The 19,874-nt window shown below is 45.3% G+C and carries 19 protein-coding genes; 11 read left to right on the top strand and 8 right to left on the bottom strand.

What is annotated here, in order from left to right; genetic code table 11:
• The first annotated feature begins 39 nt into the window (after positions 1-39).
• The 7 genes from RIH33_RS05190 (at position 40) to RIH33_RS05220 (ending at position 6,575) form a co-directional block, all read left to right on the top strand.
• Positions 40-984 (top strand): phosphoribosylaminoimidazolesuccinocarboxamide synthase, encoded by a 945-nt coding sequence (locus tag RIH33_RS05190; RefSeq protein WP_406650814.1) that lies wholly within the window; start codon positions 40-42, stop codon positions 982-984.
• Positions 981-1,358 (top strand): STAS domain-containing protein, encoded by a 378-nt coding sequence (locus RIH33_RS05195; protein ID WP_406650813.1) that lies wholly within the window; start codon positions 981-983, stop codon positions 1,356-1,358. Before RIH33_RS05190 ends, RIH33_RS05195 begins: the two co-directional genes overlap by 4 nt.
• A 6-nt stretch (positions 1,359-1,364) precedes the next feature.
• Positions 1,365-2,282, top strand: coding sequence for a ribonuclease Z (locus RIH33_RS05200; RefSeq protein WP_406650812.1), 918 nt, complete (start codon positions 1,365-1,367; stop codon positions 2,280-2,282).
• Between the two features lie 4 nt (positions 2,283-2,286).
• Complete coding sequence (locus RIH33_RS05205; protein ID WP_406650811.1) at positions 2,287-3,081, top strand: queuosine precursor transporter; 795 nt, start codon at positions 2,287-2,289, stop codon at positions 3,079-3,081.
• 43 nt (positions 3,082-3,124) lie between these two features.
• Complete coding sequence (locus RIH33_RS05210) at positions 3,125-4,117, top strand: helix-turn-helix domain-containing protein (RefSeq protein ID WP_406650810.1); 993 nt, start codon at positions 3,125-3,127, stop codon at positions 4,115-4,117.
• Positions 4,118-4,301: 184 nt separating this feature from the next.
• Entirely contained in the window at positions 4,302-5,390 is a 1,089-nt protein-coding gene (locus RIH33_RS05215; protein WP_406650809.1) for a fatty acid desaturase family protein, read from the top strand.
• Positions 5,391-5,402: 12 nt separating this feature from the next.
• Positions 5,403-6,575 (top strand): hypothetical protein, encoded by a 1,173-nt coding sequence (locus tag RIH33_RS05220; RefSeq protein WP_406650808.1) that lies wholly within the window; start codon positions 5,403-5,405, stop codon positions 6,573-6,575.
• A gap of 1 nt (position 6,576) precedes the next feature.
• On the opposite strand, the gene RIH33_RS05225 is transcribed toward RIH33_RS05220, so the two are convergent.
• The 5 genes from RIH33_RS05225 to RIH33_RS05245 form a co-directional block, all read right to left on the bottom strand.
• Positions 6,577-7,815 carry a carbohydrate porin gene (locus tag RIH33_RS05225; protein WP_406650807.1) on the bottom strand — a complete coding sequence of 413 codons (1,239 nt, stop codon included), beginning with the start codon at positions 7,813-7,815 and terminating at the stop codon, positions 6,577-6,579.
• Between the two features lie 57 nt (positions 7,816-7,872).
• Positions 7,873-8,535, bottom strand: a complete 663-nt coding sequence (locus tag RIH33_RS05230; protein ID WP_406650806.1) for an ABC transporter ATP-binding protein — start codon at positions 8,533-8,535, stop codon at positions 7,873-7,875.
• Between the two features lie 133 nt (positions 8,536-8,668).
• Entirely contained in the window at positions 8,669-9,307 is a 639-nt protein-coding gene (locus RIH33_RS05235; protein WP_406650805.1) for an alpha/beta hydrolase, read from the bottom strand.
• Positions 9,304-10,548 carry a DUF819 domain-containing protein gene (locus RIH33_RS05240; protein ID WP_406650804.1) on the bottom strand — a complete coding sequence of 415 codons (1,245 nt, stop codon included), beginning with the start codon at positions 10,546-10,548 and terminating at the stop codon, positions 9,304-9,306. Before RIH33_RS05240 ends, RIH33_RS05235 begins: the two co-directional genes overlap by 4 nt.
• Complete coding sequence (locus tag RIH33_RS05245; protein WP_406650803.1) at positions 10,545-11,171, bottom strand: NUDIX hydrolase; 627 nt, start codon at positions 11,169-11,171, stop codon at positions 10,545-10,547. The genes RIH33_RS05240 and RIH33_RS05245 overlap by 4 nt, the downstream gene beginning before the upstream one ends.
• Positions 11,172-11,362: 191 nt before the next feature.
• Here RIH33_RS05245 and RIH33_RS05250 point away from each other — a divergent pair, with 191 nt between their 5' ends.
• Entirely contained in the window at positions 11,363-12,076 is a 714-nt protein-coding gene (locus RIH33_RS05250; RefSeq protein WP_406650802.1) for a hypothetical protein, read from the top strand.
• Between the two features lies 1 nt (position 12,077).
• Here RIH33_RS05250 and RIH33_RS05255 read toward each other — a convergent pair whose 3' ends face one another.
• From RIH33_RS05255 to RIH33_RS05265, 3 genes are all read right to left on the bottom strand, one after another.
• Positions 12,078-13,091: a tetratricopeptide repeat protein gene (locus RIH33_RS05255; protein WP_406650801.1), complete on the bottom strand. Its 1,014-nt coding sequence runs from the start codon at positions 13,089-13,091 to the stop codon at positions 12,078-12,080.
• 69 nt (positions 13,092-13,160) lie between these two features.
• The gene (locus tag RIH33_RS05260) at positions 13,161-13,892 is read right to left on the bottom strand and encodes a head GIN domain-containing protein (protein ID WP_406650800.1); all 732 of its coding nucleotides are present in this window, start codon (positions 13,890-13,892) and stop codon (positions 13,161-13,163) included.
• A 51-nt stretch (positions 13,893-13,943) separates the two neighbouring features.
• Positions 13,944-14,471 (bottom strand): thioredoxin family protein, encoded by a 528-nt coding sequence (locus tag RIH33_RS05265; protein ID WP_406650799.1) that lies wholly within the window; start codon positions 14,469-14,471, stop codon positions 13,944-13,946.
• Positions 14,472-14,818: 347 nt separating this feature from the next.
• Between RIH33_RS05265 and RIH33_RS05270 the strand changes: the two genes are divergently transcribed.
• The 3 genes from RIH33_RS05270 to RIH33_RS05280 all read left to right on the top strand — a co-directional run bounded on the left by RIH33_RS05270 (position 14,819) and on the right by RIH33_RS05280 (position 19,813).
• Positions 14,819-16,282, top strand: a complete 1,464-nt coding sequence (locus RIH33_RS05270) for a hypothetical protein (RefSeq protein ID WP_406650798.1) — start codon at positions 14,819-14,821, stop codon at positions 16,280-16,282.
• A gap of 73 nt (positions 16,283-16,355) precedes the next feature.
• The gene (locus tag RIH33_RS05275) at positions 16,356-18,755 is read left to right on the top strand and encodes a TonB-dependent receptor domain-containing protein (protein ID WP_406650797.1); all 2,400 of its coding nucleotides are present in this window, start codon (positions 16,356-16,358) and stop codon (positions 18,753-18,755) included.
• 14 nt (positions 18,756-18,769) lie between these two features.
• A complete protein-coding gene (locus RIH33_RS05280; protein ID WP_406650796.1) occupies positions 18,770-19,813 on the top strand; it encodes a DUF4249 domain-containing protein in 1,044 nt (347 codons plus the stop codon).
• Positions 19,814-19,874 lie beyond the last annotated feature (61 nt).

The raw sequence follows: 19,874 nt of genomic DNA on the forward strand, positions 1-19,874 counted from the left end.
ACGCTCTGTTTTCAATATTGATCACTATATTTGTCGCCCATGTCTCAAGGTATCAAATACACTCAATTCAATTTTCCCGGACAAACTGACAAATACGTTGGTAAGGTGCGGGACGTCTACACCGTTCAGGACAAACTGGTGATGGTCGCATCTGACAGAATTTCCGCATTTGATGTGGTACTTCCCGTGCCTATCCCGTTCAAGGGGCAGGTGCTCAATCAGATCGCCGGAATCATGTTGGAAAAGACCAAAGATATAGTCCCTAACTGGGTGATATCGGTGCCTGACCCCAACGTTACCATCGGCCGTAAGTGTGATCCATTTCCTGTGGAAATGGTGATCAGAGGCTACTTAACAGGCCATGCCTGGAGAGAATACCGGGATGGAAAAAGATCCCTGTGTGGGGTCCCTTTGCCGGAGGGGCTGAAAGAGCACGACAGGCTTCCTGAACCCATCATTACGCCCACTACCAAGGCTCATGAGGGACATGATGAGGACATCTCCCGAGAAGAAATCATCAGGCAGGGCCTCATTACAGAAGCTGACTATGCACAGCTGGAGAACTACACCTATAAGCTCTTTGCACGTGGCACAGAACTGGCCTCTGAGCAGGGACTCATTCTGGTAGACACCAAGTATGAGTTTGGTAAATACAATGGCGAAATCATCCTCATAGACGAAGTACATACCCCGGACTCTTCCAGGTACTTTTACCTGAAAGGCTACGGAGCCCGGCAGAGCAAGGGTGAAGAGCAGAAGCAACTATCCAAAGAGTTTGTGCGCCAGTGGCTGATCAGCAATGGTTTTCAGGGAAAGGAAGGACAAAATATCCCGGAAATGACGAAAGAATTTGTAGATTCCGTCTCTCAAAGGTACATCGAGCTTTTTGAGCAAATCACCGGACGTTATTTTGTGAAGGATACCGTGGAGAACATCATCAAGAGAATAGATACAAACGTTAACAATACCCTCAAATCATTATGAAATTTTCGATAAACAGACAGGATCAATATACAATTCTCAAAATAGACGAAGAAAAACTGGATTCCACCATCGCGCCGGAGGTAAAGTCAGAGTTTGTGACCTTACAGGCAGAAGGTGTGAAGAACATCGTCCTCAACATGGAAGTGGTTAAATACTCAGATTCATCAGGGTTGAGTGCCCTTTTGGTGGGTAACAGACTCTTCAAAGACAATGGATCTTTTGTGATGTGCAAGCTCAATGAGCACGTGATGAAGCTCATCAGCATCAGTCAGCTGGACAAAGTGATAGATATCCTGCCCACAGAGGAAGAGGCGATAGACGCAGTAATGTTCAATGACATTGAAAGAGGCCTGAGAGAGGCTGGAGAAGAATAACGATCCTTGGCGTTAGAACTTCAAATATTAGGGTCAAATTCAGCCGCCTTTGCCCACAACCGACATCATACCTCCCAACTACTACGGGTACAGGATAAATATTTTATGATCGATTGTGGGGAAGGTACCCAACTGCAGGTCAAGCGCTATAAAATCAAGCTTTCCAGAATTAACCACATACTGATCTCCCACCTTCACGGCGACCATTATTATGGGCTCATGGGGCTGGTCTCTACCCTGCACCTTTATGGCCGCACTGCAGACCTCCATATCTACGGCCCACCCGGACTGGCGGACATTATTACCCTGCAGCTGAAATACTCTGCCACTCGTCTGTCCTATGACATCAGGTTCCATGAGTGGGTACCTGAGACCATCAGTGTGATTTATGAAGACGATAAACTAACGATCACTACCATTCCGCTCAATCACCGGATCCACTGCTCGGGCTATCTCTTCAAAGAAAAACCCAAGAAGCGGGGCATCAACAAACTGGTGGTAGATAAAAAGCTCACTCCTAACCAGGCCAATGCCCTGCGCAACGGAGAGGATATTTTTAACGAAGACGGAACCCTGCTTTATAAAAACAGCCTGGCGACGCTTCCACCCAAAAAACCCTATAGCTACGCCTACTGCTCAGACACCAAACTCATCCCCCAGCTGGTAGATGTAATCCGGGATGTGGATTTGATCTATCATGAAGCTACCTTTATGGATGACATGAAAGACCGGGCTGAAAACACGTACCACACCACCGCCAGGCAAGCTGCCCAGCTGGCGGCTGAGGCCAATGTGGGGCAGTTGCTTCTGGGACACTTCTCTACCCGTTACCGTGACCTGAATCCGTTACTTTCAGAAGCCAGGTCGGTTTTCAGGGAGTCTTATCTGGCTGAAGAAGGAAAGCGATTTGTCGTAAATCACTAAAGCAGTGAAAAGTAAGAAACAGCAGTTGTTCATTATTTTGGCGAGTATTTTTCTCACCAACGCCATCCTGGCTGAGATGATTGGCGTGAAAATCTTCTCTGCGGAAAGCACATTTAGCTTGCCCCCAGCCAGTATCCCACTCTTTGGAGGCTCTGTGCTGGACTTTAACCTGACTGCCGGTGTGATCATCTGGCCTGTAGTATTTATTACCACAGATGTGGTGAATGAGTATTTCGGTAAAAAAGGAGTGAAAAAACTCAGCTACATCGCTGCCGGATGCATCGCCTATGCTTTTCTGGTCATCTACATCATTACCCTCCTGCCCCCGGCGGCCTTTTGGCAGGAGATCAACAGCACAGATGCGGAAGGCAATTATTTCAACATCAATTATGCCTTCAAAACCATTTTCAGACAAGGGCTGGGCATTATTGCCGGATCTCTGGTGGCTTTCCTGATCGGGCAACTGCTGGATGTTTACATCTTTCAAAAATTAAGAAAGTATACAGGATCTAAAATGATCTGGCTCCGGGCAACGGGCTCCACACTCATTTCACAGTTCATTGATAGTTTCGTGGTGCTGGGTATCGCCTTTTATGTACTGGCGCCTGAGAGTGGGCGGTGGAGCATCCCGCAGCTCCTTTCTGTGGGCACCATCAACTACATATACAAGTTTGCGGTAGCCATTGTGCTCACTCCACTCATTTACCTGGCCCATCATCTCATTGACAGGTACCTTGGCCAGGAACTCTCTGAAGAGATGCAGGCAGAAGCTGCCGCAGGAAGTAAGGGTTTTTTCTAATCGAAAGCCTATTTTGTCGTAATTTGTAGTCTCATGACCACCTATGAATAACGATCGCGACATACAAATCAATTTTTTGGAGTGGGTGAAAACCCAGAAGCCAGAGGGAAAATTTGTAGAGGAGCTGGAAACATTACTGGACATAAGTAAGGACAGTGCCTACCGCAGGATGCGCGGAGATACCTTACTCACCTTCAATGAGATCAGAAAAATAAGCCAACATTTTGGTGCTTCCCTGGACACTTTTTTCAACCTCTCCAAGGATACCGTTCTTTTCCATAAGCGTATGCTCAATGTCAACTACGGGTATCTTGACTTTCTGAAATCCGTGCTGGCTTCCGTGAAAATGATCCAGGAAAACGAATCTTATCACATGACTTATGTGGCCAAAGACATCCCTCCTTTTCACTACTTCAGATTTCCTGAGCTGTCACGATTCAAGTCATTCTTCTGGATGCGCACCATCCTTAAAGAACCTTCCCTGATGAATCAGGCGTATGGCCCCAATGTCATCAGCAAGGAGATGCTGAGCATATGTGCCGAAATCTGGAACACTTACCAGCAAATCCCTTCACTGGAAATATGGAGCGACGAAACGATCAACATTACACTGCGCCAGATTGAATATAGCTATGAAACGAACATGATCACATCAGATCAGTTCAGAACGCTAGTCAATGACATCAGGAGCCTGCTCACCGTCATCAACAAAGAAGCTGAAGAGGGTCATAAAATGCATCCGGATAATTCCCTACACCTCGTCAATGGTAAGTTTGATCTCTACTACAATGAAATAGAAATTGGTGACAACACCGTCTTTTTCTCTTTAGGTGACCGGCGCATGGTCATGAAGACTTATAACATGCTCAACCTCCTCAATACCACCGATCATCAGTTTTGTGAAAACATAGAGCAATACATTAAAAGCATCCTGCAAAAGTCTATTCCCATTAGTAATTCCTCTGAAAAAGAACGACTCAAGTTCTTTCATAAGATGAACCAGAAAGTAGACCTTTTTGAACAAAAGGTGAGATAACATAAATCAGCGAATGCAAAATGTCGGATCGTTGGCTACCGCATTCATGATTCTTACAGCATTTCTTTAGTCTCCTTCAGGGCAGTTGCAAAATTTGCAACTCGACCCATTTGCTGTTTCAAACTTCAATTTTGACCCCATCTGAAAGTTGTGGAAGTTCGAATTGTGATCAACGTCTATCACTATGATTCGATACAATCAAATAGAAAATGCAGAATTCTTTGCAGTACTCAGGGTCCGGATTCAGCATTATTTCAAAAGCAATGAGTTGTCCATTTATGCAGAAGATGTGGCATACACCAAAGCTATTGTGCTCATCAGCGCTTATGCCCTGGCCTACTACACCTTACTCCACACCAATCTCTTTGACCTCTACCTGATCCTTTGTGTGATTTTGGGTATGCTAAAGATCTTTATTGCCCTCAATATAGCCCACGATGCAGCTCATAGGGCATTTTTCCGAAACAGGAGGCTCAATGACCTGATGCTCTTCACCTTTGATGCATTGGGGGCAAATGGTTACATGTGGAAACTACGTCATGTCCACTCACATCACGCTTTCACCAATGTCCCCGACCATGACGCAGACATCAAGCAATCGGCCCTGGTACGCATCTTCCCCAACGCTCCTCTCAGTGGACTTCACTGCTACCAACATCTCTATATGCCGGTATTGTATGGGTTTTACTCTCTTCACTGGCTTCTGTTCAGAGACTTCAAAGACTTTATCAATACTCCGACAAATAACCACCTAACCCACCACCGCAAGGTGGAACTGATCAGGTTAATCTTGGGCAAGCTGATTTACTTCACAATGATGATTCTGGTCCCCTACCAGCTACTTGCTCTTGAGTTCTATCAGGTTATTCTCGGGTTTATTGTCATGCAAATGACTGCAAGTTATACAGTGGCCATTGCGCTGGCTTCTGCTCATGTAGGTGAGCATGCAGAATTTCCGGAACCTGATAGAACTGGTCAGTTACCCTACTCTTTCCTCATGCATCAGATCATCACCACCACAGATTTCGCCACTGACAGCAAGCTTCTGACGCATTTATACGGAGGGTTCAATCATCATGTGATTCACCACCTGTTCCCAAATATCTGTCACATTCATTATCCATCGCTGACGAAAATTCTCAAATGCACCTGTAAGGAATATGGCATAGGCTACAATGAAAATAAGACCCTCATTGATGCTATCCATGCACACCTCCAACTCTTAAAATCCAGAAGCAAAAACAATCTGACCATTGCAATGCCAGAATTCTAAACGACTATAGCCATGAACAACAAGATTAAGATTATTGAAGTCTCGGAGCCAAAACATGTTGAAAGGTTTTTGCAGCTGCCCGAAAAGGTATACCAGGGAGACAAGAATTGGATCAGGCCATTGGACAAAGACATTGAGCAGGTGTTTGATCCAAACAAAAACAGTTTTCATAGCCACGGCATCATTACCCGGTGGATCGCAATGTGCGGAGACACCTGCGTTGGCAGAGTTGCGGCTTTTGTAAACTTCCGAACGGCCAATAGTTTTAAACAACCAACCGGAGGAATGGGGTTTTTCGAATGCATTCACTCATTGGACATTGCATTCTCACTATTTGATACCTGTAGAGACTGGCTCAAAGAGTTCGGCATTGGTGCCATGGATGGACCGATCAATTTTGGGGAAAACAATGCTTGGTGGGGACTGGTAGTCGAAGGATATGAACCTCCGCTGTATCGCAATAATTATAACCCAAGCTACTATCAGGACTTTTTTGAGCGTTATGGCTTTCAGACCTATTTTGAGCAGTATTATTACAATTATGACTTCAAAAAAGGGCTCTCACCGAGATACTATGAATTTGGACGGAGACTGGCGCAGCGTGAAGAATATCACTGCGAAAATGTAGACCTGAACAACATCGATAAATACGCCGATGATTTCAGGGAAGTCTACAATCAGGGCTGGAAAACCCATGACAACTTTAAAGAAATGAAAGCCAAACGAGCGCTTTCACTTTTCAAAACCATGAAACCAGTGATAGATAAAGACCTGATATGGTTCTTATATCATAACGATCGACCTATAGGGTTCATTATCATGATTCCTGAGCTCAACACACTTCTGAGAAACTTTAGACGAGGCAGATTCGGAATCATCCAAAAGCTGCAGCTCAAAATAGGGCTTACCATGAAAATGTGCAAAGTAGCATACGGATCCGTCATTGGGTTTATCCCGGAGTTTCAACACAAAGGTTTGGAAGCGCTACTTTTCTACCACATCCACCAAAAACTAGTGCCAGAGGGTAAATATGAAACATTGAAAATCGGTTGGGCCGGAGACTTTAACCCAAGAGTGGTTAACCTCTATCAAAAACTGGGATTCAAAAAGGTACAAACTTCCAGAACTTACAGATACCTCTTTGACCCATCTATGCCATTTGAAAGAGCTCCGATGATACATTAGCCTACCAGGCACCGCCTACTGATGCCTGAATCAATAGCCCAATGGCAAGTGGGTTTTTGATGGACGCATCCGTATTGGGGTTGATGATGTATTGCACATCCGGCTGAATGGTAAGCCAGGTCCTTACCGGAAATGAGTAGGTCAGTTCCAAAGCCGTTTCCGCGCGTTCGTCTTCAGGTGAATGCTCAAGTCTTGCTTTGCCATTGATGGCTGTAGAAAATGCAAGGCCTACATAATCCGTTTTCTCGCTTAATGATCCTGCAAAAACAATTCCTCCGGAAATGGCCGACCCTATTCGGTTGATACGGTCATTTGCCACACCGTATCGAACAAACATAGAGAGGTACCGATCGTCATAACTGGAATAAAACCAATACTTCTGTGCACCGATATAAGCTCCCCAATTGGGCTGATAAAAGCTGTTGTCTCCAATCTCCGGAAATTCTGCTGTATACATCCAGCCACCCAGGTTTATTTTATCATTTGTTGGAATATCCCGGTCCCGCCCTACTTTTTTGCGCCTGGTGGTATAGTTTCGATTAATTCTGTCCGGCACAGCTGATGACAGGTAAATGGAATGTTCCATTGCAATGAGTGCCCCATCCTCTTTAGACAATGCAATCCTATTCGATTTAAGGTTAGCGGGGTTGCCAGACACTCCGTCAAGAATCGCCAGCCTGACCTGCCACTGGTCGGTAATGGATGAACTTAACCTCAGGCCCAGAGAGGATATGGGGAATATGGATGGGCCATTGAGGCCACTCTGTGCATACTCAGCTCCTATCCCAAATGAACTATTGATAAATATGGTTCCGGGCCGTAAAACATCAAACTCAGAGTTAAGATCATACAGGCCAAAAAGTGCAGACACCCGATCATTCAGAAAATTTTCCTGAATCCAGACTTCAAACAACCTCCAGGAGGGTGCAGCCTGAATGTTGCTGGCAACCTGAAAATCACCCATAAAATCAGTCGCCTGACCGCCATGATTTCCCAGCCCATAAAAGAAAATGGACATGCTCTGCTCCCAATCAAACAACTCATTGACATTGAGCTTCGCTGTTACATCCGCATTGTCCATATAGACAAAGCCCTGATCTAACCCACCACTGAGATTAGCCCAGGGCAAGGCAGAATAAACAATTTCCCATTCCAGAATATCTGAAGATGTTTCCTGAGCAACTCCCAGGTGACAAGTAAGGCTACAAAATACCAGCAGGAGGTTTTTTAGGTCAGTCATTGGTCTCCTAAAGAACCGCAATTTTTTGTGAAAATCACTAAAAACCCTCGTTTGATTTTAGCGCTTCAGCGCACCGTCCTCCAACTCGATAACACGACTTCCATATTCCGCAAATTTCTCGTTGTGAGTTACCTGGATGATGGTCATTCCTTCCTTATTGAATTGCTTCAGCATATCCATGACCTCCTCTCCCTGCGAAGAATGCAGGTTGCCTGTGGGCTCATCCGCCAATAACAACTTGGGCTTCCCTACGATGGCACGGGCCACACCTACCAACTGCTGCTGGCCTCCTGAAAGCTGCTCGGGAAACAAGTCCTTCTTCGCCACCATGTTGAATCGATCCAGCATTTCAGCCACCATGCTGGCTCGTTCTTTCCGCTTCACCCCACGATAAAGCAGCGGTGTCTCTATGTTTTCATACACGGTGAGCTCGTCTATCAGGTGATAGGCCTGAAAAATAAATCCAATGTGCTCTTTATGAATTCTGGAAGTCTTACGTTCGCTAAAGAGGTGGACAGGTTCATCCAGAAAATAATATTCTCCCTGGGATGGTTTATCCAGCATACCAATGATATTCATGAGCGTAGATTTGCCCGAACCGCTCGGGCCCATGATGCTCACAAACTCCCCTGAATTGATTTCTAGGTTGATCCCTTTCAGAATGAATACCCGCTGGTATTTCGACTCAATGTACTTATCTACTTCATTAAGCTTAATCATATGATCTCTGAGATTTTCCTACAGGCATCAAACGTGATACCAAAAAGTTAACTAACTGAAAATGTACTCTTTAAAAAATGCGAATACTAATCTCTGCACTAAAATAGGACACCGTGTGTTCTTTTTCGCACACTCACAACGCATTTATTAAATCCGCCCTCACCTCATGCACACCGTCAAATGTTCTTACCTCCGCATCCACTCCCAGGACTGCCCGCACTTTACTCACCTGGCCTTCTTTCATACCTGTTTCATAAAAAGGGTCTCTGGAGCCTGTAAAGTATTTCACTGAAATCTTTCGGTTGAGAAAATCATAATCCTTGTTGGCCAGTTCAGGAGGAAACATACCTGCCCAGAGGATCATCTGATCAAAAGGAAGCCTGGCATGAGCCGCGTATCTGCACATGGTGGCTACTCCCTGAGAAAACCCAAAGTACACCAGTCGCTTGTCTGCCCAGTCAATCTGATGGGCAGCAATCACCGCATCAATGTAAACCTTCTGGTTAGCGATTTCGGTGAGTCTGTCTTCGCTGGTCATCCAGCTCGCTCCCACCCTGCCGCTAAAGCCCTCCAGATAGGTTTTGGAGATCCCCTGAGGAGCGATGATATAGTTTTCCACAGGATCCAAACCCTCAAACTTTCGGAGAAAATACCTGGACAGTTGCCCATAGCCATGAAAAACCAACCAGATGCGTTTGGTGTCCTTAGTGAGCTTATTGAGTACTGCGTACGGAGTGGTGTGCTGATATGCGATGTGTCGTTCCTCCATCATGGTGATACTGCACTCATCAGAAGACCACACAAATAAGCTCCATATGTGCCCAGGACATAGCCTAAAACAGCCAATAAAACACCCACTGGAGCCAGTGCCGGATGAAAGGCCGCCGCTACCACCGGAGCAGATGCTGCACCGCCTACATTGGCCGTACTACCCACGGCTACAAAGAAGTAAGGCGCCCTGATAAGTTTGGCCACTAAGGTGAGCAGTGCTACATGAAACAGCATCCAGGTCAGCCCGACCAGGAACAACCCAGGATCATCAAATACCGCCATAATATCCATGTGCATACCAATGGTAGCCACCAAAATATAAATGAAAACACTGCCGATTTTTGAAGCCCCGGCACCCTCTAATTCCTTCACTTTGGTGAAAGAAAGAATGACCCCCAATGTGGTAGCTATGACCACTATCCAAAAGAACCCTGAAGTAAGGCTGTATTTGTCCAGAGAAGGAAAATGCTCACCAATGGCCGGAGCAATCCAGTCGCTCAGGTAATGGGCGATCCCAGTACAGATGAATCCAATCATTAATATTTTCATCAGATCTGTGAGGGTGGGGATTTTAGCATTCTTCTGCTGAAAAGCCTCCATCTTATGCTTCATGGACTCTATGGCAGAGGCATCTGCCTTCAGTTTCCTGTCGATGTATTTAGAATATCCGATACCCGCCAGCAGTACGCCCAGCCAGGTATTGCCAACGATAATGTCCACGGCCACCATTTTGGAGAAGAGCTCTCCATTCACCTCAAACACTTCTTTCATGGCGGCCTGGTTGGCCCCACCCCCGATCCACGACCCGGCAATGGTGGTCATGCCACGCCACACTTCATTGGGTGGAGGTGCTGAGACCAGCTCCGGTGCTATATAGGAGAAAAGCAGGATGGCAAGGGGTCCGCCAAGGACAATGCCCACTGTAGCAGTGAAAAACATGATCAGGGCTTTCGGCCCAAGTTTTACGATTTCCTTCAGGTCTACACTGATGGTGAGCAATACCAGACAGGCAGGCAGCAGATACCGGGAGGCAACAAAATACAGTCGGGAGGCGCCCGGATCTATGATCCCGAAAGTCCCTAGTAACGAGGGTAAAAAATAGCACATGAGCAGCGCTGGCACCACGGCGTAAAATTTCTTCCAAAAGGCATTTTCACTCGATGAGGTCGTAAAGACTACACCGAGGATGAGCATGATGATGCCAAAAATAACGGCATCATTGGTCAAAAGGGGTTCATTCATAGGTCTTCTATTATTGCTGCAAATTCACTTAGCATCATGGCTGTGGCTCCCCAGACCACTTTATCCTGAATATCAAAATACGGGGAATGGAGGCGGTATCCGTGGGCGGTGATAATTTCCTTTTCCTTCAGCCTGCCCTTGTCCAGAAGCTGGGCCAAAGGAGCTTCTATAATTTCATCCACTTCTATCTGGTCTGGTATAAACCGGGGGATCTCATTCGAAAAACCGACATAAGGTACAATTAAATGATTGCTTGCTGAAACCATAAATTCGCTCAGGTGTCCGAGGATGTTGACCTGTGCTGGCTCCACCCCTATCTCCTCATGGGTTTCCCTGAGGGCTGTGATCTCCAGATCACCATCTGACTCCTCATACCTGCCACCTGGCAAAGCCATCTGTCCACTGTGAACCCCCTCATACAGAGGGCGCTGGATCATTGGAAAACGGATGATCCCCTCTTTTTCATACAAAAGAATCAGCACAGCACCTTTTCTCGGGGCCTTATCAAATTTAAAATTCACCCGGTTTCCTGTTGGAAGCTTAGGGATCATCAGGTTGTGAGCCAGAGCGCCTGGCAGTGGTTGATTGAGTTTGATCCTAAGTCTGTTAATAAGGGCCTGCATCGTGGCAAAAGTATTTTATTTCGTGAAAACTAAAACTTTCAGGAGTCACAGTCCACCATGGCGAGGTTACCTAATGACCTTCAGACAAGGCAGCCAAACACCATCATTCACCCAACTATTTGATTACTAAGGCAAAATAGGCATTTACTTTTCCTCAAAGAATTTTTATATTGCTGTACACTACCTAACCGATGAACGACCTACCCATATACATTAGCCTCACTTTTTTTGCTTGTGTCCTCGCTTCCTTTGGCTTTATTTACTACGCTGTACTGACAGCCGCCGGGCCCAAGAGTAATATTCCACTTTTTGCGATCACTTTTATGGCCGTGTGGATATTTGTCACTTCGCTGATGACCATCAATGGTTTCTTTCAGAACTATGAAGCTATGCCTCCTCGCCTGATCCTGATGGTGGTGATCCTGGTCATTTTTATTATTAGCCTGTTTCTGATTCCGGCAGCAAGGGATTTTTTAAAGCAAATGCCCATCACCACACTCACCTACATTCACATCATCCGGGTGCCCGTGGAGATCGTGCTTTGGTGGCTATTCATCAATGGCGTAGTGGCCGAATCTATGACTTTCGAAGGGGTTAACTTTGACATCCTCTCAGGCATCTCAGCTCCGTTTGCCGGGCTTTTTCTGGTAGGTCTGAAAAGCAAAAGCAGCATAGCTGCCATCATCTGGAACCTACTTGCCCTGGGTCTTCTGGTCAATATTGTGGTCCGTGCAATCATGGCTACGCCCTATTTCTATGACCCGCTGGTGTACGAACAGCCTAATATCGCAGTGTTTTATTTTCCTTATGTCTTGTTGCCTCTTTTTGTGGTGCCGGCAGTATTGTTTAGCCACCTGGTTTCCCTCTATCAGCTCATTTTCATCAAGGAGGCAGAAGAGGATTAACCTAGCGACAGTTGAGTTCCCAAAGCTTCTGTGAGGCTGCTTCCTGATGCTCAATGCCCTGCTGCCAGGACTCACATGCCCGGGCCAACTGGTCTAGCTCCAGGTAAGCCTTTCCAAGAAAAGAATACACCTCATCTACAAATTCAGGTCGGCCAATTACCTCCTGAAACAAGCGAATGGCCTGCTCCTGATCACCGGATTTCAGAAAATAAATTCCCTTATTCCTATAGGCCCATGCATTGGATGGATCGAGCAGGATGCTTCTGTTGATGTCTTTGGCCGCCAGGTCGAGCTCGTCCATCTCCAGGTAGATCTGTCCACGGTTATTCAAAAAATAGGGTTCTGAAGGCTGAATGGTCAGGGCCTGATTTACAGTAGTCAGGGCATTTTGATAGTTCCCCTCCTTCAGGTAAACCTGACTAAGGGTATTTAGTGCACTGGCCTCATTGGGGTATTCCAAAAGCACCTGATTGAGAAGTGCTTTGGCACTGTCCATCTGCTCCTGAAAGTAGTGCAAAGTGGCCATGTTGATCAGGGTCTCCTGGTTGTCAGGATCTAACGTTAAGGCCTTTTGAAAGCTCAGCATTGAAGCAGCATAGGCTCTCAGTCTGGACTGAAGCAACCCCTCATAGAAGTAGACATAAGCCGAATCCGGAAAGGCTTTCTTTACAACCCCCAGGTCTGAGAGAGCATCCTCCGTTCGGCCCACCTGCTCATAAGCGTAGGCCCTGTTGAATATCGCATCATAGTAGGAAGAATCCAGCAATATGGCCATGTTGTAATCCTGAATGGCCTCATAGGGGTGATCATCCTCTATGCGGGCGACTCCACGGTTGTTATAGGCCCGGGCAAAATCTTTATCAATGATCAAGGCCTGGGTATAAAAACCAATGGCTTTATCATATTCACGTTCTTTCAAAGCAATGTTTCCCTGCAGAAAAAACCGGTCACGCTTCACTTCCTCACTGGCGCAGCCCATTAGAAACAGGCCCAGGATCAATATCAATTTATTCATAGGTACAAATAAAAATAGCCCGCTGGTAAAGCGGGCTATGAATCAAAAAGAAATCAATCTATTTAACCTTTAAGATCTTTTCACTGAGCCTCCACTGCTGCTATCGCTATTCGTGTTCTTGGGAGATCCCTGGTATCGGATGCTGGCACCGCTGCTGGCACGAGCCGTAAGCTCACCATTCACTGTCACCTTGATAGAAGCACCACTGCTCGCTCTCAAATCTGCATCCTCACACACAAGGTCATAACCGTCAATATCCCCGGAACTGCTGGCACTGCCATCCAGGTTTCTCACCTCGCCCGATACATTCACTTCTCCGGCACTCGAAACCTCAATGTCAATATCATCCGCATAAACCTCTAAATCCACATCTCCACTACTGGACACATCCACCTCTACCTGGTCTGCCTTTACCGCCACTTTGATGTCACCGGCGCTACTACAGGAAATATCGAAATCACCTTTGGCCTGAACCGTCCCCTCTACCCTGATAGAAGCAGCGGAAGAGGCCTTCAATGCGTCAAGATCTACAAAGGTGACATACACCTTGACATCTACATTCCTGTGATTGTCTCCATCGAGGTGTATTTTAAGTGTGCCGCCAAACACGTCGGTAAGTACTTTATCAACAGCGATACCATCTGCTTCAATACGCGCAGATTCGCTACTTCCCTTGGTTAAAAACACATCAATCCCTTCCTGGGCAGTGACTTCCGAAAAAGAAGAAAGGTTTCTGGTGGATTGGGCAATCCCTGAAAAAAGGACGAGGACTGCCAACATGGTTAAGGATAATCTTTTCATGTGAGTTGTTTTTCTTTTAAAGACTTACCAAAATCAAAACGGTTGCATCTGCTACAAAGAAGACTGGTAATTTTTTTGAAAATCCTCCCATTTGGTATTTTTGAACTTATCACCACCAATGTATTTCAAAATAGGATCCAGTGATTTGGCATTCATATACCCGGGAATGGGCTGGATGATGCGAAGATTCTCATCCATAAAAACAGTAGTGGGATAACTAAGTTTGTTGTTGGTCAAAGCCGCTGCCAGTTCGTGCACTCCTCGCCTGCCCTGGGGAACAAACTTAAAAGTATGTCCATCAAATTCGATGGATTCGGTCTGTTCGGCATTGAACTTTACAGCGTAGAAATTCTTGCTGATGTATTCCGCCACATGACTATTGGCATAGGCATCACGGTCCATTTTTTTGCACCACCCACACCAGTCTGTGTAGATGTCTATCAGCAACTTTCGGGGTTCCTCTTTGGATTTGGCCACGGCCTCTTCAAAACTTAGCCACTCGATCTCCTGAGCATGGGCAATACTTCCTGGTAATATGAGGATCAAACAAACAAAAAGGTTCTTCATCAGCTTTTTCATAACAACTCAAATGTATCAAATTAAACTAAAATCCTGATTTTATAGTTCTCTCAAAGTTCTTCTAACGGCCTGCACCGGCTAAAGTACATACCGCTGAATGCATTCATCCCAAAAAATTACCACTTAAGTAATTCCAACCCGATGAGGTCTTGTTCGGTTGAATTGAATAGTGCAATTAGTTACCTTGCCGTTTTTTAACGGAAAAGAAAGGTTAAAAATAAAAAAACATCACTTTCGTTGAAATATTTTCACAAATAAGTAGTGGTTTTTGTGAAGATGATTGTTCTAGGAAGTTACGGTTTTACCTTATTTAGTTCTGATTTTTCTTCATTTTCCAAATAAAATATATGCAGAAAATAGTTTACGCACTTCTTATAGCCTTTTCATTGAGTGGCTGCTTTTTTAATGAAATCACAGATTCGGAAACGGTGGTGCTTTTGGAGGATGTGATTTACATATCAAGCAACGACATTCGCCTCCTTGGTCGCCTCTATTCCCTTGAAGGTACGGCCAGTGATCACGGATTCGAATTTTCTGAAGATGAGTCGTTCTCTGCCCCGCAGGTAGTCTCCCTGGGTGAGAAAAAAACCGTAGGCTTGTTCTTCTCAGAGTTCAACCTGCTGGAAGAGAAGACGGACTATTACTATCGTGCCTATGTGACCTCAGGCAACAATAAGTTCTACAGTGACATCAGGAGCATCAGTACCTTCGAAGGTTCAGTCACTAAAGTGTCATCACTTTACGGAGAATCAGGTGATCAGATAGAGATCATCGGCACCAACTTCACTACCGAAATGGGCATTCTTTTTGGAGAAACCACAGCAGTCATAAAATCAAGACTCGGTGGCTATAAACTGAAAGTAGAAGTCCCTGCACCGCAAACAGATTATCGGGTGCCTGTCTATGCCAACTTTGATGGAAGAAAGGTGCTCGTAGATACATTTGAATATAAGACCGGCAACTGGGTAAAACTGAGTGCGTTTCCGATTAACAGAATGACCAATGCAGCGGTGAAGACCGAAGGCAACTCGGCTTTTATCTATCTAGGAGCATTTTCTGAGAGTCAAAAAAATGGCTCTATCCACAATTACAATTTTACCACCAATGCCTGGGGAACGCCTACTGCTCTTACAAGTGAAGAATACTTTGCAGAAGGAGCATTCTATACTCCTAATGGTTTGTTTGGTGCAGGTGCGACACAGATCAGAGAAACGTTCTCGGGATTTCAGTACACCCTGACTGATCGGTTTGGTAAACTGGAAAGTGATGGGACCATCACGGATCTTGGATTTACGCCTGCCATGGGTGTCAAACCTCTGGCTTTTTATGTCAATCAAGATTTGATTGTTTTGGGGGGAATTAACAGCGGCGAGACGATCTGGCGATATACTGATGGGGAGTGGTCTTATCTGGGAAAGCTGCCCTTTGCGATAACTGCGAGCACACCTAACACCTACTACAATGGTGCCATCTATCTGTTCCATACAGAAGACAACACCGTTTGGAAATATGACTTATCCACATTGGAATTTTCTAAGTTCACTGAATTGAGCATGAATGTTCAATCGGGGGCTGCTTATTTCCAAAGAGGTAAATTCCTGATATTTGGTCTTTTCCCTTTTCAATCTGCCATGTACCAGCTCGATCTGGAAACCGGTGAGGTATTGACTAAGAACAATTTTGAAGGTCAGGCGTCGTATTCCACAGACATACAATTTGACGGGGATGGAAATCTATATGTCATCAGAGGTGCTTCCAGTACTGAAAGTACCGAATTCTGGAAATTCGAACCCTTTACCTTTAAGCAATAGACATTCCCGTGAAATTAGCAATCAAAAAAGCCGATCTCATGGCTCCCGTTCCTCTGACTTACTTGACTAGAAAATGAAGATAAAATACTTACTCGCATTGGCCTTATCCATCAGCCTGTCCGTAGTGGCAGTGGGTCAGGATATCATCACCATCAATGGAAAGGAATTTTCCGGTAATAAAGGTTATATCTATGGCAAGCTCATGGACAAAGAAACCGGCGAGGACATCATCGGCGCCATCGTTTCCATTCCGGAGCTCAAGGAAGCTACTGTTACGGATATCAATGGAGAGTTCAGGCTAAGAGCACCAAAAGGTGAGATTATCATGGAAGCTACTTCAGTAGGTTTTCAGGTAAGTACTTTCAGAGCCCGGGTATTGGGGTCTGGTAATTTCAGGTTATACCTCGTACCGGCCAGCACACAACTGGACGAGGTAGTGATCTCAGGGAGTAAGGGAGATGCCAATGTGAAGAGTACGGATATTGGCAAAAACTCGCTTTCTATAGAGTCCATCAAGGAACTTCCTATGGTCATGGGAGAAGTGGACGTGATCAAATCACTAACCCTGCTCCCGGGTGTTAGTACCAACTCTGAACTTTCTACCGGTTTCAACGTGCGTGGAGGTGGGTCAGATCAAAACCTGGTACTCCTTGGCGATGTGCCGATCTATAACCCGGCACACTTATTTGGGTTTTACACTGCCTTCAATGCAGATGTAGTAGACGATGTATCCTTATACAAAGGCGGCGTGCCTGCCAGATATGGTGGTCGGGCGTCTTCGGTATTGCATGTCAAGTATAGAGATGGGGATTACGACAAGTGGAAATCGAATCTGTCTGTTGGAGTGGTCAGTTCTAAACTGGCCGTGGAGGGCCCCATCATTAAACAAAAACTTTCCGTTTTGGGAAGTGTAAGAAGGTCCTACCTCAACTACACGCTCAAGGCGTTTGATGATCCGGATATTCGCGAAAGTTCTGCAGGGTTTTATGATTTCAATGTCATAGCTAACCTGAAGCTGAACAACCGCAATAAACTGACCTATTCCATCTACAAAAGCTCAGACAACTTCAATCTGGCCGGAGATACCATCTATAATTGGGTTAACTTCTACCAGGCGGCCAACTGGTACCATAGCTTCAGTGACAAATTCAGTTTGAAAGCTACAGGAGCCCTGAGCACCTACTCCAATACAATTGAAAACAGAAGTCTGGTCAATCCATACAAGCTCAATACGGAGATCAATAATCAGATTTTAAACCTTGACCTTGAGTATATTTTCAATGATCAGGCCTCACTCAACGCAGGTGTAAACTTCAACCGGACTATGCTTCAACCGGGAGAGTTAAAGCCTGACAATCCTGAAACAAGTAGCATTGATGCTGAAAAGGTGCAGGAGGAAAACGCCAATGAAATAGCCTACTATCTGGATGCTTCTTATGAGATCACTCCCAGGCTGTCTGTAACCGGAGGCATTCGATACAATACCTACAATTACCTGGGTGGACACACCATTTACTATTACGAACCATACCGGGAGAAGATAGAAGAAACGATCGTGGACTCGCTGCACTTTGGGGACAATGAATCCATACAAACCTACTCAGGTTGGGAACCACGTTTCACCGCGCGATACACCCTATCAGACATGTCTTCTATCAAGCTGGGCTATAACAGAATGTACCAGTACATTCAGTTGATCTCCAATACCACCACCATTGCACCAAATGATATCTGGAAGCTGAGTGATAATTACCTGAAACCACAGATTTCAGAGCAGCTCTCCCTGGGTTATTTCCAGAATTTCAACAAAAATAAATTTGAAACCTCCGTGGAAGGTTTCTATAAGGAGATTGACAATGTAGTAGACTATAAAGATGGTGCGAATCTCTTCCTCAACGACCACATAGAAACAGAACTCAATTCAGGACAAGGGAGGTCCTACGGACTAGAGCTGTACCTGAAAAAGAATTCCGGAGGGAGACTAAAAGGCTGGATCAGTTATACTTATTCCAGAAGTTTGAGAAAAATCGAGGGACCTTACAAGAGGGAGACCATCAACGGGGGTGAGTGGTATGCAGCCAACTACGACAGAAAGCACAATTTCACCAATGTGCTGATCTATCAGTTGCCTAAAAAATGGGAGTTTTCATCCACATTCACCTTTAAGACTGGCCAGCCCATCACCTACCCTGCCGGTAAGTTTGAATATGGAAGTAGTGTACTATCCCTATACACCAACAGGAACACGGAGAGAGCTCCGATGTACCACAGGCTAGACATCTCTTTTACGAAGAAATTTTATGTCTTTGAGAATAAAAATGCGGAATTCAACTTCTCCGTCTACAACCTTTATGGAAGAAAGAATCCGTTTTCTGTATTTACACAGGATGTCGTAGGAAGCCCTCCGCAGGCCTACCAACTGGCGGTGCTTGGGGTTCCGTTTCCCTCTATTTCATTTACCTTTTACCTTTAAGTCTTGAATAGAAGATGAAAAACTTAACTTATATATTAACGCTACTCACCATCATCGGATTAAATGCCTGTGTGGATCCCCTTGACGTCAAGAGTGACTCATTTCAGGAAGTACTCGTAGTGGAGGGAAGGGTCACCACAGAACCCGGTCCGCATCTGATCTACATCACTAAAAGTGCCAAGTACGGAAGTATTTTTGATGGGGTCATCACCCCGGTGGATAGAGCAGATGTTGCCATTCGAGACAATGAAGGAAAAACAACAGTTTTGGCCTTTCAGGGAAACGGATTGTATGCTACCCCTGCTGATTTTCAGGCTGTAGTGGGTAAAAGCTATGTCCTCAATATTGAAATTGGAGATAAAATTTATAATTCCACACCGGAAACCGTGGAGTCCGTCAATGTGTTGGATACACTCTATACCGTATACAACGAATATCCATATCTCAACGAAAATGATCTTCTCAATTACAGGATTGGAGTGGATGTGTATGCTAATTATGAAAAGCAGGAAAATACATCCAACTTTTACCTGTGGGATTATGATGGAACGCACTACATCAAGACCTTCCCTGAACTCTATGAGCGGGCAACACGAAGAGGTCCGGTACCAGCACCCAAAGACTGCTGTGCAGATTGCTATAAATATGAAGAAAATAATAGCATCATCATTTCATCATTCCCGCTGGGGAATAACGAAACGGACGCAAGGCTATTTTTCCTGGCTGATAATGGGTACCGATTCATCGATAAGTATGTAATGACCCTTAAAAGGTATTCTTTGTCACTCGGAGCGTATAAGTTCTATGAATTGATACAGAATCAGTTGAGTATTGATGGTGATATCTTCGATCCGCCGCCAGCTTCCATTACGGGCAACATCATCAACATTAATGATATTGATGAGCTGGTCGTGGGTTATTTTTATGCCTCGGATGTGGCACTGGATACCCTGACCATCGAGAGCTCCATGCTGGACAGGATAGCGGTGTTGCCAATATATCCGGATGACTGCCGGGTACTTCCGAATACCACCACTGTAAAACCAAGCTTTTACTAACTCCCCTTCAATCAGGGAGAATAAAAAAGGCCGGGATCAGCAAAGCTGATCCCGGCCTTTT

Source organism: Marinoscillum sp. (assembly GCF_040222955.1).
GTDB lineage: Bacteria > Bacteroidota > Bacteroidia > Cytophagales > Cyclobacteriaceae > Marinoscillum.